The sequence below is a fragment of the Subsaxibacter sp. CAU 1640 genome (genome assembly GCF_023156585.1).
Taxonomy (GTDB): domain Bacteria; phylum Bacteroidota; class Bacteroidia; order Flavobacteriales; family Flavobacteriaceae; genus JBPOFM01.
Genome location: NZ_JALNMI010000001.1, coordinates 24,548 through 42,309 on the forward strand (window position 1 = coordinate 24,548; position 17,762 = coordinate 42,309).

General features: G+C 37.1%; 18 protein-coding genes. 10 read left to right on the plus strand and 8 right to left on the minus strand.

From position 1 onward, the window contains the following. Positions 1-8 precede the first annotated feature (8 nt). From lipB to M0G43_RS00105, 3 genes are all read right to left on the minus strand, one after another. Positions 9-719 (minus strand): lipoyl(octanoyl) transferase LipB, encoded by a 711-nt coding sequence (gene lipB, locus M0G43_RS00095; RefSeq protein ID WP_248022461.1) that lies wholly within the window; start codon positions 717-719, stop codon positions 9-11. Beyond that, entirely contained in the window at positions 720-1,637 is a 918-nt protein-coding gene (locus M0G43_RS00100; RefSeq protein WP_248022462.1) for a hypothetical protein, read from the minus strand. A gap of 108 nt (positions 1,638-1,745) precedes the next feature. Further along, positions 1,746-1,904, minus strand: coding sequence for a YqaE/Pmp3 family membrane protein (locus tag M0G43_RS00105; protein ID WP_248023773.1), 159 nt, complete (start codon positions 1,902-1,904; stop codon positions 1,746-1,748). A gap of 118 nt (positions 1,905-2,022) precedes the next feature. On the opposite strand from M0G43_RS00105, the gene M0G43_RS00110 reads away from it, so the two are divergent. The 10 genes from M0G43_RS00110 (at position 2,023) to M0G43_RS00155 (ending at position 13,076) form a co-directional block, all read left to right on the plus strand. Further along, the gene (locus M0G43_RS00110; protein ID WP_248022463.1) at positions 2,023-3,078 is read left to right on the plus strand and encodes a helix-turn-helix domain-containing protein; all 1,056 of its coding nucleotides are present in this window, start codon (positions 2,023-2,025) and stop codon (positions 3,076-3,078) included. A gap of 107 nt (positions 3,079-3,185) precedes the next feature. Beyond that, positions 3,186-3,620 (plus strand): DUF1573 domain-containing protein, encoded by a 435-nt coding sequence (locus tag M0G43_RS00115; RefSeq protein ID WP_248022464.1) that lies wholly within the window; start codon positions 3,186-3,188, stop codon positions 3,618-3,620. Positions 3,621-3,739: 119 nt separating this feature from the next. Next, positions 3,740-5,428, plus strand: a complete 1,689-nt coding sequence (gene lysS, locus M0G43_RS00120) for a lysine--tRNA ligase (protein WP_248022465.1) — start codon at positions 3,740-3,742, stop codon at positions 5,426-5,428. 119 nt (positions 5,429-5,547) lie between these two features. Beyond that, on the plus strand, positions 5,548-5,928 hold the full coding sequence (locus M0G43_RS00125) for a hypothetical protein (RefSeq protein ID WP_248022466.1): 381 nt from the start codon (positions 5,548-5,550) through the stop codon (positions 5,926-5,928). Then, positions 5,925-6,785, plus strand: a complete 861-nt coding sequence (locus M0G43_RS00130) for a hypothetical protein (protein ID WP_248022467.1) — start codon at positions 5,925-5,927, stop codon at positions 6,783-6,785. The genes M0G43_RS00125 and M0G43_RS00130 overlap by 4 nt, the downstream gene beginning before the upstream one ends. Before the next feature lie 12 nt (positions 6,786-6,797). After that, positions 6,798-7,700 carry an endonuclease/exonuclease/phosphatase family protein gene (locus M0G43_RS00135; RefSeq protein ID WP_248022468.1) on the plus strand — a complete coding sequence of 301 codons (903 nt, stop codon included), beginning with the start codon at positions 6,798-6,800 and terminating at the stop codon, positions 7,698-7,700. Between the two features lie 312 nt (positions 7,701-8,012). Beyond that, positions 8,013-8,459: a hypothetical protein gene (locus M0G43_RS00140; RefSeq protein WP_248022469.1), complete on the plus strand. Its 447-nt coding sequence runs from the start codon at positions 8,013-8,015 to the stop codon at positions 8,457-8,459. Between the two features lie 115 nt (positions 8,460-8,574). Beyond that, positions 8,575-9,057 carry a hypothetical protein gene (locus M0G43_RS00145; RefSeq protein WP_248022470.1) on the plus strand — a complete coding sequence of 161 codons (483 nt, stop codon included), beginning with the start codon at positions 8,575-8,577 and terminating at the stop codon, positions 9,055-9,057. A gap of 101 nt (positions 9,058-9,158) precedes the next feature. After that, on the plus strand, positions 9,159-10,421 hold the full coding sequence (locus M0G43_RS00150) for a hypothetical protein (RefSeq protein ID WP_248022471.1): 1,263 nt from the start codon (positions 9,159-9,161) through the stop codon (positions 10,419-10,421). A 201-nt stretch (positions 10,422-10,622) separates the two neighbouring features. Next, entirely contained in the window at positions 10,623-13,076 is a 2,454-nt protein-coding gene (locus M0G43_RS00155) for a zinc-dependent metalloprotease (RefSeq protein ID WP_248023774.1), read from the plus strand. Positions 13,077-13,147: 71 nt separating this feature from the next. Here M0G43_RS00155 and M0G43_RS00160 read toward each other — a convergent pair whose 3' ends face one another. The 5 genes from M0G43_RS00160 to M0G43_RS00180 all read right to left on the minus strand — a co-directional run bounded on the left by M0G43_RS00160 (position 13,148) and on the right by M0G43_RS00180 (position 17,762). Beyond that, complete coding sequence (locus M0G43_RS00160) at positions 13,148-14,788, minus strand: dipeptidyl-peptidase 3 family protein (protein ID WP_248022472.1); 1,641 nt, start codon at positions 14,786-14,788, stop codon at positions 13,148-13,150. Positions 14,789-14,834: 46 nt separating this feature from the next. Continuing rightward, entirely contained in the window at positions 14,835-15,386 is a 552-nt protein-coding gene (locus tag M0G43_RS00165; protein ID WP_248022473.1) for a GDYXXLXY domain-containing protein, read from the minus strand. After that, positions 15,383-16,675, minus strand: a complete 1,293-nt coding sequence (locus tag M0G43_RS00170; protein WP_248022474.1) for a DUF2157 domain-containing protein — start codon at positions 16,673-16,675, stop codon at positions 15,383-15,385. The genes M0G43_RS00165 and M0G43_RS00170 overlap by 4 nt, the downstream gene beginning before the upstream one ends. A 100-nt stretch (positions 16,676-16,775) precedes the next feature. Then, positions 16,776-17,258 (minus strand): hypothetical protein, encoded by a 483-nt coding sequence (locus M0G43_RS00175; RefSeq protein WP_248022475.1) that lies wholly within the window; start codon positions 17,256-17,258, stop codon positions 16,776-16,778. A 36-nt stretch (positions 17,259-17,294) separates the two neighbouring features. After that, on the minus strand, positions 17,295-17,762 hold the full coding sequence (locus M0G43_RS00180; protein WP_248022476.1) for a hypothetical protein: 468 nt from the start codon (positions 17,760-17,762) through the stop codon (positions 17,295-17,297).

A 17,762-nucleotide genomic window follows, 5' to 3' on the forward strand; every position in this document is an offset into this window, starting at 1 on the left:
GAAAGCGTCTATACCTCCACGCCTTTGAGCTCGGCTTCAAATAGTGTCGCGAAATGCTTCAAGAGTTTTGCTTTGACCTCCTCTTCATCTACCGTTTGCATGCCCAACTCCACATTCAGCGACGTCACAGCCTTTCCACGGATACCACACGGAATGATATTGTCGAAATAACCCAAATCGGCATTGACATTTAGGGCAAAACCATGCATGGTCACCCAACGGCTGGCACGCACACCCATAGCACAGATCTTGCGGGCAAAGGGCGTACCAACATCGAGCCACACGCCTGTTTCGCCTTCGCTTCGTTCAGCTTTGAGTCCATATTCCGCCAAGGTCAAAATAATCATTTCCTCAAGCAAACGCAGGTATTTATGGATATCGGTAAAGAAGTTTTCGAGATCGAGAATGGGATAACCCACTATTTGCCCAGGGCCATGATAGGTAATATCGCCGCCTCTATTGATTTTATAAAAAGTGGCGCCTTTGCTCTCAAGTTGGGCTTCGTTCAACAATAAATTCGACAGGTCGCCGCTTTTCCCCAAAGTGTACACATGCGGATGTTCCACAAACAGAAAATGGTTATCTGTGGCAATCTCGGTACCTTCTCGTCTGTTCTTGATTTTGGTGTCTACAATGGCTTTAAAGAGCGCTTCTTGGTAGTCCCAAGTGTCTTTATAGTCCTTGTGTCCTAAATCTTGTATGTCTATGGTTTTGTTCATCTATTGGTTTTCTAGCTCTACTTTCATATTCAGTATGCTGTCATCATCATGGATGGTGTCCCAATCGATCTTCAAGGTCAAGGATTTACCATCTTTAGAAATGACTGCCTTCTCATTCGACACCGACTTGATACGTCTAGGAAAGGTATATTCAATGGTATAGTAAGCCGTTTTAAACAATTCTTCAAACTGTGCTTCTATCTGTTTTGACATATCATTACTGCTATTTTGAGTTTCGACAATCATTTCCTCTTCGTTGTCATAACCCATATTATCGCTCTCAATGGGATAGTCTTCAATCACGGTTTCCTCAATAATTTCCTCATCGCCCACCTCAACTTCTTCTACTTCCACAATCTCCTCATCTATATCTTCCAGCGATGTGTCTTTGTAATTGAGACGCTCAAAAACATTGTTGCTGAAGCTGTACTTTACTTTGGTTTCTTGCTTATAATCATCCATTCCCGCATTGTTCATGTCTTTTGTGCCACCGTAATCAAAAATCATATTGGTAGCATTGTCGATGTTCTTACCGACAGACTTCAAGTCCTCAAAGTTTGTGAATTTCTTCCCAATGGTGTAGGTTGAGATGCCATTGGCCTCGTCCTGATGCACTTCAAAGACCATTCCTCTCAATTTATCAAGTTCTGCCTTATCTTTGGGCGACATCATGGCAACGCTGTCTTTATACTGCGCTATCATGTCATCGATATTGACGATGGTGTCCAATTTCGCTTTTGGCTCCCGCTCGATGCTTTCAGGTCTGTTTTCATTGGCATAGGTCATCATAGGCCCCAAATCATAAGTAGTTTTATACATACCACTCATATCGTTATTGAAAACAATAGATTCGGTGACATTACAGCTCATCACTAGGATTGCCAAGCAGACACCACTAAAAAGCGTATAGAGTTTCATACAGTTTGATGTTTAAATTGAGACTGTAAAATTACGTTTTTTTAGCGAAAAATGAATGCATTCAGATAGTCGATAAGCCTTTAACGCTTGCATTGAAATCCGAATGGTCTATCGATTTGGGTTATTGACAATGACCAATGCCGCAATCACGCCTGGAACCCAGCCGCAAATCCATAAAATAAAGACGATTAGGATAGAGCCACAACCTTTATCGATAACAGCTAGAGGTGGGCAGATGATAGAAAGGATAACCCTCCAGATACTCATGATGATGTAATTTTGATGATTGATGTACAGATAGGACGCCATAATGATCAGTTTGTTACAGGTATCAACGATAGCAGCATATATTTCATTTTCGAATAAAATAATGTAGATTCGTAGCATGAGAACAATGGTAGTTTGGATATTGGTCGTCATGGGCTCTTTGGCTGCCAAGGCACAGTATAAATTCAGTGGGCACATCGACACAAACAAGTGGCACGATAATGTTTACCTGTCCATCATTGAAGACTACCGTAAAATCTCTGGTGTTTATTCCGAACAAATCATTGCGCGCGCCAAAACAGATAGTTTGGGCTACTTTGAGTTCACTGGCAACCAATTGGAAAACGTGAATCGTATTTACCGTCTGCATGTTGATAATTGCTTCGATGCTGAACAAAACCAAAATCATTTTGATGGGCATTGTGATGATAGTGATGAAGTCATCTTTATTGCAAAAAATAGAGACACCATTGTATTTCCTTTTTCGTTTGACAAACAAATGTTCTGTGATATCAATTCGTCCAATGAAAAATCAATGGTGTTTGTAAAAATTGACTCTTTAAGAGATGATATGCGCTATGCTTTTGCGGAATACCGCAGCGAAGCCAACCGAAAGCTCAACAACAAAAAATGGTTCAAGAGCTTGCAAGATTATGGCAAAAGCCTGGACGAACCCCTTGCCGAACTTTATATTTACTCATTTTTATCTAACAGAGGCAACGACTTGCACGAGCACTACATAGAAGATTTAAAGACGAATGATTATTACGAAGACCTATTGGCACGATTGGAAGAACGTTATCCAAACTCATCTTACACCAAGCAATATAAGTCTGAATTAAAATCAGATGAATACATCATCAATGCCATTAGCGAGCCAGGTTTTAATTGGAATTATCCCTTGTATATGCTCTTGGCGCTGTCAATTTTAGGTAATATTTGGTTCTTTATCCAAAAGCGCAAACAGCAAAGCGTCAATCTTACCAATGCCAAGGAACAACTGACCAAACAAGAACAGAATATTTTGGAACTTCTTCTAGAAGAAAAGTCGAACAAAGAGATTGCCGATGCGCTTTTTGTGAGTTTAAGTACGGTAAAAACGCACGTCAACAACATCTACAAGAAATTAAATGTGCAATCAAGAGACGAAGTCAAATCACTGTTCAACAGCTGATTAAAAAATTCAACCTAGGTACTAGTACTCATTTCAACCTCCTATTTTTACCGTTTTTGACATCTTTTTGTGATGTTTGCTTCAATATTAATCAAAACACAAACAGCATGAATTTATCATTAAACAAATTGAGCAAGGTATATGCAAGCCTTTTATTTTTTGCATTGATTTCTACTTTCGGATTCTCACAAGAGAAAGCAACTACTTCTGATAAAGTAGGTAAGTTTTCATTTGTATCAGAAGAAATCGACTACGGAAAGATTGAGCAAAACGCTGACGGTACGCGTGTTTTCAAATTTACCAACACAGGCGATGCACCTATTGTGATTACAAACGCCAAAGGCTCTTGCGGATGTACTGTACCAACGTACAGCAAAAACGTAATCAAACCAGGAGAAACTGGCGAAATCAGCGTAAAATATGATACCAATAGACTTGGTGCATTCACAAAGACGGTCACTTTGACTTCCAATGCTTCTGAAGCTACAAAGACTTTGAGAATCAAAGGTGAGGTTTTAAATCCTGAAAAAAGCGGAAAGTAAACTATCAAATAGATTTACTCTCTACCCAAAATCTACTCACAAGTTGTATGCTAATATTTTGAAAATAGTGTAATTTTGCTCACTATTGTCGAAAACGACGAATTTCAAAATTAATTAGCATGCAACTTTCTGAACAAGAACTCATACGAAGGGAAAAATTAGACAAACTGCGCGAGTTGGGCATCAATCCATACCCAGCCGATTTATATCCCGTAAACCATACTTCCAAACAGGTTAAAGAACAGTTCGAAGAAGGCAAAAAAGTCATCATCGCAGGTCGATTGATGTCGATGCGCGTGCAAGGGAAGGCAAGTTTTGCACAGTTGCAGGATTCAGAAGGAAAAATACAAGCATATTTCAATAGAGACGAAATTTGTCCTGGCGAGGACAAAACCATGTACAACGAAGTATTTAAAAAACTGTTGGACTTTGGTGATTTTGTAGGTATTGAAGGTGAATTGTTCACAACTCAAGTAGGAGAAAAAACAGTAAAAGTCAAAGACTTCAAACTCTTAAGCAAGTCTTTAAAACCATTACCACTTCCGAAAGAAAAAGATGGCATCGTGCACGATGCTTTTACAGACCCAGAACAACGCTACAGACAACGTTATGCCGATTTGGTGGTGAATGCGCACGTCAAACAAGTGTTTATCAAACGTACCAAGCTTTTTAATGCGATGCGTCAGTTTTTCAATGACGCTGGTTATTTTGAAGTGGAGACTCCTGTGTTGCAACCTATTGCTGGTGGCGCTGCTGCACGTCCATTTGTGACGCATCATAACAGTTTGGACATCCCATTGTATATGCGAATTGCAAATGAGTTGTACCTAAAACGACTGATTGTCGGTGGTTTTGACGGTGTCTACGAATTTTCCAAAAACTTCCGTAACGAAGGTATGGATCGTACACACAATCCAGAGTTTACAGCGATGGAAATCTATGTGGCCTACAAAGATTACAACTGGATGATGGATTTTTGTGAACGATTGTTGGAACACTGCGCGATTGCCGTAAACGGTACAACCAAAGCGACTTTTGGTGAGCATCATATCGATTTTAAAGCACCTTATGCACGTGTGACAATGGCAGATTCAATTAAGGAATTTACTGGTTTTGACATCACTGGAAAGAGTGAAGAAGAAATCCGAGCGGCTGCAAAAGGTATGGGCATTGCCGTTGATGACACGATGGGTAAAGGAAAATTGATTGATGAGATCTTTGGAGAAAAATGCGAAGGCAACTACATCCAGCCAACCTTTATCACCGACTATCCGAAAGAAATGAGTCCGTTGTGCAAAGAGCATAGAGACAATCCAGAATTGACCGAACGTTTTGAGTTGATGGTGTGCGGTAAGGAAATTGCGAATGCCTATTCAGAATTGAATGACCCAATTGACCAACGCGAGCGTTTTGAGCATCAGATGGAATTGGCGCAAAAAGGTGATGACGAAGCAACAGGTGTCATTGATTATGACTTTTTAAGAGCTTTGGAATACGGAATGCCTCCAACTTCTGGAATGGGTATAGGGATGGATCGTTTAATTATGTTTTTGACCAATAACCAATCGATTCAGGAAGTGTTGTTCTTTCCTCAAATGAAGCCAGAGAAGAAAGCCGTAGCGATGACTGATGAAGAAAAACTGGTGTTCAATCTTCTGAAAGCTAGCTCACCTATTGACCTGAACGCTTTGAAAGAGCAGTCTGGTTTAAGCAATAAAAAATGGGATATTTCCATCAAGGGCTTGACGAAGAATAAATTGGCCAAAGTGAACAAAACTGACGACGGTCTTTTTGTGGAATTGGCTTAATCAAAATAAATTCAATGAAACTGAAAAAGAACCATTCTAAAAGTGGTTCTTTTTGTTTTATATATTTTGTTAATTTAGTTACTTCTTGATAGGATCAAATGAATACCAAAAAGTTTATAGTGTCTTACATAGTCCCCATTTCAGCATTACTTGTTATTGGTATCCAGTTTTTGCTTATCAAACATTATAAATTGAACCCATGGAAAGGAGGCGGATTTGGTATGTATTCCCAAATTCATTACTACTATAACGATTTAATCATCAATGATCTAAAGAAGCCTTTTGATTCCATAATAAAGCAAGATAGACAGGTTGCGAGTTTTGTAATGGATGTCAAACGAACACCAAACAAGAACAATCTAAAGCATATGGCAGAATTGGTATCTCAATATGCAAAGAGAGATAGCATAACCATTCAAATTTGGAAACCATCAGTTAATGCAGAAACATCTTCCTATACTAGGGAGTTGCTGATCGAATATCAATTTGTAAAACCATGAAGATATTCTATTGGAAATCTGCCAGAGCATCCTTATCCGACAAAAACATGTTGGGACTAACTCTTTTTTTCCTTTTTTCATTAACCTATGTAATAACTACTGGTGTTGATCATAGAAAGATTAAACTATTCCTATTCTGTCTTGTGTTGACCATTGCATTGTTGGTCGTCAAAAACATCAAGCAACCTATCTTATGGTTTTTGTTTTTGATAATACTTATCAATGATTTGATATGTGATTATCTTGTGAGGGCTAACCATCACTTTTTAATGGTTTATATGACAATTTCCGTGATTATTTTTCTTAGTAATTCAAAAACCGTAGATTTCTTAAGAAATATTCAGTTGGTTACGGCAATCATACTTTTCTTTTCTGGTATTCACAAATTGATTTCTCCGCAATTCATATCAGGAGATTTTTATTACTATATGATTAATACAGGAAGCTTTTTTAAACCTATCTTATATTTTAATCATGAAATGAATGATATCGTTCTCAACAATAAAAATTTAATATCTGAACTCGGTAAAGAGGATCCTATTAATTCAACCACAATTACCTTGCAGAACGTGATTCCAAACCTCGACATTATTAGTCGAGCCTTTGCATGGTTTACCATTATTATCGAACTAATTGTAGGCATAGCAATTGTTTGGAAGCCTAAAAGTGTTATGACACATTTATTGTTCATCATGTTGGTTGTTGGAATCTTTTTTACACGTCTTGAGAATGGATTCCTCACACTCCTCGCCATATGTGGCATATGGCTATCTGAAAACCATAAAATAACAGCAGTTTATTTGTTCTTGGCAATTATATCCATGGCTTTCGTGATTACAGAAATTGGTTTTCATTAAATTTAATAACCAATGCTCCAACGTTTTAGATATCTTTTCATAATCGCTTATTTTCTATTGCTACTTATTCATTTTGTAATAAAAGATAGGTTTCCATACATAAGCGTACTTTTTTATGCTTCGCCATTACCTTTGATTATCTTGTTCGGGATATTGGTGGCCATCTTTTGGCGCAAACAAAAGAATCTCTTCTACGGCATATTACTGTCTTTGATTGCACTTAATATTTATTTTTCCATTCACTATTTTGGTTCCAAACAGGAAGCCGCACCCGAATCAACAATAACAAATGTGCTTTTTTGGAACGTCGCCAAACAAAAACCCTTGCCAGTAAAAATACTGGTAGAACATATCAACGCGAGCAATCCCTTTATTGTTGCTTTGGTTGAAGCTCGCGAGGTTTCGGATGATGACATCAAGGTTTTAAAATCCTCCTTACCTGATTATACTGTTCAAATACTGGATGGAGAAATGCTTGTTTTGGTTAAGGGAGCTATTAGCTCGTATGTATATGAGTCTTTGAGTGATGTCTATAAATTCAATCATCTAAATATAGAAATTGATAATGAACAAACTTCAGTAATGTTGGCAGATGTATATGCCAGTCCTTTATTGAATAAAGAAATACCTCTTGATTATATCTCTAAAGCTATGGACAAGTATAAGGTAGATGTTTTAGTAGGAGATTTCAATACTCCATATGAAAGTGTTTTCTTCAACAATATTAAAGAAAAATATGTAAGTTTTCATGACTGTAGTCTTGGAATGACGGCTACTTGGCCAGTTCCTGTACCCCTAATTGAAATTGACCAAGTTTGGATTTGCAATAAGTTTAAGCTCTTAAAAATGGAAAAGCACACTTACGATGTGTCCGACCACAAATTACTGATTGCCAGCTATGAGAGAACAAAATAATTATGTTTTATATTTTATTTGTCCACTGAATTTCGTAAATTAACACTTGCTAACTTATAATTTCACAATTATTTAAAATCATTAGAGGCTAAAAGATGTGCATCTAATTGATTTATTCCCTACAATTTAAAATAATTAACATCTCTTCAAATTTGAAGATGAATGAATGCGACAACCTGCATTAACATCTTAAAATTTATTTAGTCATAAAACCACAACGTTAAATATCTCGTAACTAAATAGTACTTAATTACCACTTATTGACTCGTTAATTAAAATAGTGTCTTTGTTTCACAATTAAAAACAGACAATATGAAAACTATTATACTCTTTTTCTTTATAAACACTGCGCTCTTTTCCGGAATGGCACAATCAATCGAGGGAATATATTATAACAAGTGGGAGTCGTCAACTGGTGAAGCACTGGCCTATACACTTCAATTAAATGAAGATGGAACTTTTCAATTTCTGTCAGCCAGGAGTTATTTAGAAGGGCAGACCGAAAAAACCACACATGCATTTGGAACTTGGCAATTGGAAGGGCACCTCTTGATTTTAAGTGCTGATAAAAATTTAAATCAGGACTCAAAACTTGCTGTTTGGATAGACAATAACAGAGCAAGGTACATATCGTTATCTCCTAGAAACCCAAATTTCAATTTGGTGAAACCATCCCTTAAGTTTTATGAATCAAAGGTCTTTTATGCTAAAGATATGGAGCTGATAAAAACTGAAACGAACATCACATCAAGAGATTAACAAGTAAATCATATGAAATAGGAAACATTGTTTTAGAATTAATCAACTTTTTTTCGTTGAAGTTAATTATGGTAACAGGATTTGAGATTCAAATTAAAATAATTAATTTTCGAATATGAAAGCTGCATCCATCAATCAAATCAAGGCAGAGCTCTCATTCAAATCTCAATCTGAATTGATTGATTTATGTTTGAGGTTATCTAAATTCAAAAAAGAAAATAAGGAGCTTCTTACTTACCTTCTGTTCGAATCTTCAAACGAAATTGGATATATAGAAAGTGTGAAAGCAGAGATAAAATTGCACTTCGATTCCATCAACACATCCAATTTTTATTATATCAAAAAAAGTGTTCGCAAAGTGCTACGTTTGATCAAAAAATACAGCAGTTATTCTTCCAAGAAAGAAACTGAAGTTGAGTTGCTGATTTTCTTTTGTGTTAAATTGACAGAGTTGAAACCGTCCATAGCACATAATATGACTTTGAAGAATTTATATAAAAGACAATTGGTTACAATAAAAAAAATCGTCTCGACACTGCATGAAGATTTGCAATATGACTATCAATCGCAAATACAACGTCTAGAAAATTCATTTTAAGAACTTTAACAGAAAAATTTTGCTAATACAACGAATTATTCTTTGCAATTTCAAGTTTTTTAGTACTTTCACACCTCGTGACAATTTTGAATGACACCCAAATGAAAAAATTTAATCTGTTGGCAGTGATACTGCTACTAGTTGTTTCTTGCCAAAAAGATGAGGATGCACTTATTCCTGTGAATGAAGCGCAAACAATTATTGATCAGAATATAACCGATACCACTGTGTTTTTGGAATGGGAAGATGCCAACGTTTCATCATACAGAGTCGAATACGGTATAAAAGATTTTACTTTTGGTGAAGGCATGGTCGCGGTAACTGATAAACCTTCAATTGAACTTACTAATCTAATTCCTGATACAACTTACGATTACTATGTGAGACCGGTATATATAGAAAATTCTACAAATGCCAATAGATCAGTCCATATTAGAAGGTTTACCACTCGAATGGCTCCTGTCGTGACTGAATTTAGACCAAATCTTTCTCAAATGCGTTTATTCAGAGGTGCTTTAAACAATTTGACACCTAGCCCATACGCTTTCGTCTATGATTTAAATACAAGATTATATACTGACTATGCACTCAAGCAAAGAATCATTGCACTTCCATTGGGAACTTCAATGGTGAGCAATGGTGATGGTTTGCCCGACTTTCCAGACAATACTGTGATAGCAAAAACTTTTTACTACAATATTGACGATAGAGATTTAGATCTTGGAAGAAAGCTTATTGAAACTCGTGTTATGATTAAGATTAATGGAAATTGGGAATTTGGAAATTATGTGTGGAATGAAGATCAGACTGATGCAGTTTTGGATAATGTTGGGTCCACAACCCCAATCACCTGGATTGACGTTGATGGTATGTCCCATAATGTTAATTATAAAATACCTTCAGCAGAAAATTGTTTTACTTGCCATCAATCTTACAATGTTTCAACGCCTATTGGTCCTAAATTAAGAAGTATGAATTTTGACATCAATGGCATGAACCAGTTGCAAAAGTTAATTAACGATGGTGAACTTACGGGAATCTCTGATTTATCTAGTTTAAGATCACTTCCAGATTGGGAAGACACTAATCTGTCCGATGAGACACGTGTTAGAGCATATTTGGATATGAACTGTGCCCATTGTCATTCTTTTGGGGGCTTTCACACATTCAACTATTACGATGCGCTGAATGTTGCATACGAGACCTCATTTGATAATTCTCACATCCTTGAAAAACGTTTGAGCATTCTATCAAGAATTCAGACTTCTATTGAAGATTATAGCATGCCTTACATCGGAGTAACTACTCCGCATCAAGAAGCTTTGGATGTTATTGTTCCATATTTGGAGTCATTGGAAGATTAAATTCATTGAGATATTATATGAACCGCCAATTGGCGGTTTTTTTATTTTGTATTTGCGGGGATTAGTTAAAAATATCTTAAAATAAATTCTGCCTGCTCATCTCATTATAAGATTACTTATTTTACAGGATTAAATTTAAAATTAACTGTTTTGAAAAATCTTACTTCTAAAATTCTGCTACTGCTATCGATATTCGTAGTAATGTCATGTTCAACAGCAAAGAAAGCAGGAAAATCAAAAAGTGATGCCAATGCATCAGCAGATGCAAAACCAGCCAAAAAACCTGGCAAAGACGACATCCAACCTTATGAAAAAGTCATTACCAAGGAAGCAAAAACCGACGATGGTCTGTTTAAAGTTCATAAGATTGATGATAGCTACTTCTATGAAATTCCAGATTCTCTTTTTGAAAGAGAAATGCTAATGGTAACACGTATTGCCAAAACTGCCAGCGGTTTAGGCTTTGGTGGCGGAAAACAGGATGAATCTGTTTTACGTTGGCAAAAGAAAGACAAAAAAGTCTTATTGCGTGTGGTTTCTCATAATGTTGTAGCATCAGATTCACTACCAATACATGAAGCAGTAGTTAACTCGAATTTAGAGCCAATTTTGTTTACATTTCCGATCAAAGCATTTAGTAAAGATTCATTAAACACCGTAATTGAGGTGACCGATTTGTTCTCTAAAGATGTGAAATTACTAGGATTTCCTGAAAGAAGTAGAAAAAACTACAAAGTAAGCCGCTTGGAAAGTGATCTATCTTACATTGAAAGCATCAAAAGCTATCCACTGAATATCGAATCACGTCATGTAAAAACTTACAACGCAGGCGAACCACCTTCCAATTCTGAAACTGGGACTATCACTTTGGAAATGAGCAATTCAATGGTATTATTGCCTAAAGTTCCAATGAAGCGTCGTATGTTCGACCAACGCGTTGGTTGGTTCACAAGTGCACAGACTGATTATGGTCTGGATGTACAGGAAAGTAAAACAGTTCGTTACCTCGACAGATGGCGATTAGAAGTGAAAGATGAAGACATTGAGAAGTTCAAAAGAGGTGAATTGGTAGAGCCTAAAAAACAGATTGTTTATTATATAGACAGAGCCACACCAGACAAATGGAGAAAATATATCAAACAGGGCATTGAAGATTGGCAAGTAGCGTTTGAAGCTGCAGGCTTCAAAAATGCCATCATTGCAAAAGATCCTCCAACAAAAGAGGAAGATCCAGATTGGAGTCCAGAAGATGTACGTTTCTCTGTGGTGCGCTACTTGGCGTCACCTATTCCAAACGCGAATGGACCTCACGTAAGCGATCCTAGAAGTGGTGAGATTTTGGAAAGTGATATCAATTGGTATCATAACGTCATGACTTTGTTACGTAACTGGTATTTCGTTCAAACAGCAGCTATCAATCCTGATGCGCAAGGTGTCAAATTCAAGGATGAAATAATGGGTCGATTGATTCGGTTTGTATCTGCGCACGAAGTCGGGCATACACTTGGTTTGCCTCATAATATGGGAAGCAGCGTCGCCTATCCTGTTGACAGCTTAAGAAGCGCCGCCTTTACCCAAAAATATGGAACCGCACCATCTATTATGGACTATGCACGTTTCAATTATGTCGCACAGCCAGAAGACAAAGGAGTTGCATTGATGCCAAATATTGGAGTATATGACAAGTATGCCATCAATTGGGGTTATAGACCTATTCTGAATGCCAAAACAGCTGATGACGAAAAGAAAACATTGGATAGTTGGATTTTAGAGCATGCAGGAGATCCAATGTATCGTTTCGGGCGTCAACAAAGTGGAGGTGTCATTGACCCAAGTAGTCAAACGGAAGATTTGGGAGATGATGCCATGAAAGCCAGTATGTATGGTATTGAAAATATGAAACGCATCATGCCCAATCTGATTAAATGGACTGCCGAAGACGGAAAGGATTATGATGATTTGGAAACCATGTATGAGCAGTTGTTAGGACAATTTAATAGATATATGGGTCATGTAGCAGCTAACATTGGGGGTGTGTACGAATATTACAAAACCTATGACCAAGAAGGCGCTGTATATACGCATGTTGACAAAGCCAAGCAAAAAGAAGCAATGGACTTCCTTCAGAAACAACTGTTTGAAACTCCAGAATGGATGATAGACAACAATATCTTCAACAAGATTGAAAGTGCTGGCAACATTGAGCGTATCAGAAACATGCAAACACGCACTCTTAACAACATCCTTGATTTTGGAAGTATGGCTCGTATGAGCGAAAATGAAACTATTAACGGCAAAAAAGCCTATGGTCTTTTGGAAATGATGCAAGATTTGAGAAAAGGTATTTTTAGCGAATTGAATAGCGGAAAAGCCATTGACCCATACAGACGTAATTTGCAACGTGCGTACATTGAGCGTATGGAATATTTAATGACAAAAGATCAGGAGCCTGTACCTTCACAATTTAGACGTTTCATTTCACGTACGAATGTAGATGTGAATCAGTCTGATATAAGAGCGGTCACGCGAGCTGAATTGAAATCTCTGGAAAGTTCAATACGATCAGGACTTGGTCGTACAAGTGATACGATGAGTAGAATTCATCTTCAGGATGCACTGGAGCGAATTGATGCCATTTTGAATCCAAAAGGTTAAACATACATTTAAAATAAAAGAGGTCGTCTGCAATTACAAGACGACCTCTTTTTTATGTATTGAGGAAGAAATTACAAACCTAAAACATCTGTACCTTGCTCATAAATCACATCCACAGGAATATTGGCATCACTCAAGCGATCTAAATCTGCTTGAAGTTCTGCTGAAATCATTCCTTTTTCGTTCACCAATTTGGCAACTCCATCATAATCGCCATTACCTTGAAGTGTCAGAATTATGTTGGACAATTCTTTCATCGCTTCCTGCATCTTATCAAAATCAACTTTATAAGTACCGTCTTCACCTCTTGTGAATGCTCCTTTTTCCTTGAAGAAATTAAAACGTATCATATTCGCTTTTCCATGAGCACTTGAAGCTCCAAAACGCACGGAACGGAAAATCCCAGCCATAAAGGTGACCATATTATTTTTGATGTCCTGGGTCAATTCACCTTTGGCATTCAATTGCTGCACCATGTAAAGCCCTAAAATATCTGCCTTTCCTTCTTCCAAAGCACTTGAGTGCTCTTTTAAAGCGGTTCTTACAGTTCCTTTGCCATTGATGGTGTTCTTGATACCAAGACCGTGAGCCACCTCGTGAAACATGGTGTTCTCAAAGAACGCATCAAAAGTGACGTATTGACGTTGCGATGGATCAATCAAAACATCATTGATAGGCACCATAATTTTATCAAATTTTGCTCGCATTGCATTTTTAAGCTGTAATCTTCGAGTACCCTTTTTCAACTGTACTTCTTCATCATTCGGAAGATTGATGGCAATGGTTTTACTTCCGGAATTACAATCTCCAGCATAGTAAACCACGTCATAAGCATTTAAATCGCTATCTGTACCTGGAGTTTCTTTTTTATAATCATCTTTAACTGGCAACCCTTTTTGAAGTTCTGGCAAATAAGCACTGAAACGAGCCAATCGATCACTCCATTCCATATCTTTGATTAAGACGTAACCTTCATGCGCGGCTTTGTTGCCAAACAATTGATCCTCATAGGTTTCAATCGGTCCGATAACGATATCCAGTTTATTGGTTTTCATATCCATCCAAGCCAAATCACTAGGTTGATAGTTATCATCCAATAACGCTTGGGCTCTCAACTCTAAATACTTTTTCAAACCTGCATCTTCTGCCAATTTGGATGCTTCCAACAATAAATCCGATACTTCCTTGACTTGTGTTGCGAATTGTTTATGATAAGGGATGGAATACAATTTCCCCACAGAATCGCGACGCACAAAATTGTAAATACTCGATTTATTTTCGATTTGCGCAGCCTCAAATTCTTCCTTGGTCATATCTTTTGGATAAAAATTGGCTCCTGCTGGCTTTGGCCCAACACCTTCCACAAACGGACTGTTGCCATCCAATCGGTCCCAAGGACCATAATTAATTTCTACAAATTTCTTTGTATCTGCATCTGTGATTGAATTAAGAAGAGAATCCTTCTCGCCATAAGCTTCGTACCAAAACAACTCATTCATTTTGTCTGCAGCTTTTATGAGCAACGGAATCATTTGACGCTCCTTTTCTGTCAATTTACTGACGTCTGCAGTAAGCTTTACAGTAACATACTTGTTCAATTTGTTCTGCATTTCAGTAGTTGCAGGCTCTTCGGTTATTGGTTCTTCTTTTTTGTCATCCTTACAAGAAGCAGCAAGCAAGGCGACCAATGAGCATAAAATTATTTTTTTCATTTTACAGTGTTTATGTTGTGCTTCAAAGTTAGTCAATTTCAAAATGTCATTCCACAAAGTCTGCGATCGGAATTTCATTAATAAAAACATTATCCAATACAGCCTCACCATCTTTTATGAACACCAATGCATAAGTATTATTTTTGATGGAGTCTCGCTGCGCATCTCTATGTGCCATTTCAGCGTCATAGGCTTTGTTTTCATTCATATAAAATTCATCAAACGGAAATGACAGGTTGAGTTCTTTATCATACGCATTGTACCAAGAAACTTTTGCTTCAAGAAAGTCTTTTCCTTCTGGTTTCTGCCGCGTCACTTCTTTCACACGAGCAAAGCCATAATCATCATTTTCAATGACCACAAAAACATCTTCTTGTCGATTCCAGGTTGAATCATTGGTGGCGAGCGAACTTATCTCAAAATCCAGACGAATGTATTTCCCTTTAAAAGGATCTGAAGGATCAATCGGCTGGGTTATGAACTTGTATGGCGTACCATCAGAAAGTATCTTTTTTTGACCTAAAATCATTTGTGATGGAATGAATAGTTGCGCTATGGCAACTAAAACGAATATCGAAAATAGATGTAATGGTTTCATAACTTTTGATTTTGATTGATTAATTTTTTCTTTTTTTGAAGCATTATGTAATTGGTCACAAAGAACCCTATTCCAACGCTCACAAACAGCAATCCTCGGACTACGTAACTCATATCGGTATCAAAAAATCGACAGACCACGAGCGCAGTTATAATCAACAATCCATAATTGAGAATGCCAAAATGAAATTTATCGGTTCCAATTTTAACGGTGACTAAACCTAATGCCAAGATGACAAGATTGACCAAAACAGTCGGAACTATATGATTTCCAGAATTCAAAAAGAACATAACCGCAAATATCAGATAGGCAGATTGAATCAAATTAAAGCCCTTCACCCAACGTTTTGAATAGGAATACACCAAAATAACAGTTGTTAGTACAATCAAAAACAAGGATATCATTAACTCTTGCGTTAATTTGAGAGGATGGTAATTCTCTTCCCAGAACCATTTGAAGCTCGCCCAAAGAAACAGAAATACAGTGCCAAGCGAACCAAAAATCAAATAGCCATTCCGTCTTAATTTGCCATCACTAAAAAATGGTGTCTTCCCGATATTGTAAAACAATCCAAATAGCGACATATACATCACAAAACCTATTTCATCAAATCCATTGACAAACGAACCGAGAGTGATGATGAAACTCAATGGTAAAATCCAGTTGAAAATAGAGGTAATGTTAGATTTCGGTCGTTCTTTTAATAGCTGCAAATAGTGAGGCAATACCAAAGCCAGCAAAACTAAATACAGCCAAGGTGTTTTACCCATATTTAAATAGCCGTAGCCATAATTGCAGGCGTAATACGTTGCAAATGCAATATGAAGCATTGCCAGTGTATTTGATTTTAATAGATATACCAACGGGACACAAAGCAATATCCAGGTCAATAGGAAAGAACTGATGTCTCCAGGTATGTTATAAATCTGGCTGATCAAAGCAATGCTGGAGCCAACGGCAAAAAAGAGAAACGTGCCAGAAGACTCTTTCCAAGTAGTACTCCTGTTTTTAAAAATGATGTATCCAACGATGAGTTGGCCTAAAACCAAAGGCACAAATGCGAGTATACTCTTGGTAAATCTTGAAAAGTCATCCCAATTATGGGCGAGTATGAGTATAATTCCTAGGCCTACAAGCAGCGAGCCCAAAACACCAAAAACAGTAAACAACCTGTTTGGTGAGTTTTGCTCTTTGGCTTGATAATAATCCTCAATTTTTGAAGCCGTCTGTTGTGAAATGACATTGTGTTTCACCAATTCGGGCAATTCATTCATAAATTTTGAATTCATAATTTGCAGTTTTCAGGTTAAATGTAAACTATTGTTGTTTGATTTTAAAACCTCACAATGGTACCATTGTGAGGTTTAGGGTCAGAAAACCAACCAATCATCAAAACAAAAAAATCATATACACGATGATACCTTCAGCAATTCCTGTAATGATACTCATACCAAGAATGTCCTTGATTTTACTTTTCAGAAAGAAAATGATACATAAAATGGCCATAATTGCTGCCAATAAAATTTCCAGCGCATTGATCTTTTCAAGTAAAGCGGTTATCCCTGTAAAAGCCGCAGTGATTAAAACAGTAATGATGCAAAACTTGATGATTTCCTGTTTGGAATAATTGCCTTCAATAAAACCCTTCTTCAAATCGCGCAAAATAGATAGTACAAATAGCAAAGGAACTACGGATAAAAATGGCGCAAAAATAACCTTGATACCTTTCATAATGGACAAATCATTATAAGCGAAAAACGCAATGGCGGTAAAGGCCAAAAGCCCAGTAACAATGATGGATTGAAACGTAAACAACAGTTCGCGTTTGTTAGAATTGGTTTTTGGGTTGAGATTACTGATAATTGGATTCATAATTTTTGGTTTTTGATGATTAAACGTTTGTTTTGATTAGACAGACAAAAAGAACACGTGAATGGCCAGTGATAGTAAAACACCGCTCAAAATGCCATTTGCCTTAAGGTTGTTGTATAAAATATAGTTGAGCACATAGCTACTGATGGTCGTAGAATTAATCAAATGGGCAAATATCAATTGATCTTCAAGGGTTTGTCCAGTTATAAATTCTACCAACTGCATCACACTAATACCTATCGCAATGGATACAATAAATAAAAATGTGGCTGGTCGTTGGTTTTTGAGTTTATACTCATCCGTGTTTTGAGGCAAAAAATGCTCAATCAGAATAAATCTGACAAAAAACAGCATCGGAATCGGAAACAAGATGGAGGCAATGATTTTGATGACATCCTTTAAGGTCTTGATTTCGTCATATCCCAAGAACACGAGATATATAAACACTACTACCGAAACGCCTACAGTGATTATGAAAGCTGTATTTAGATTTTTGAGCTGCAT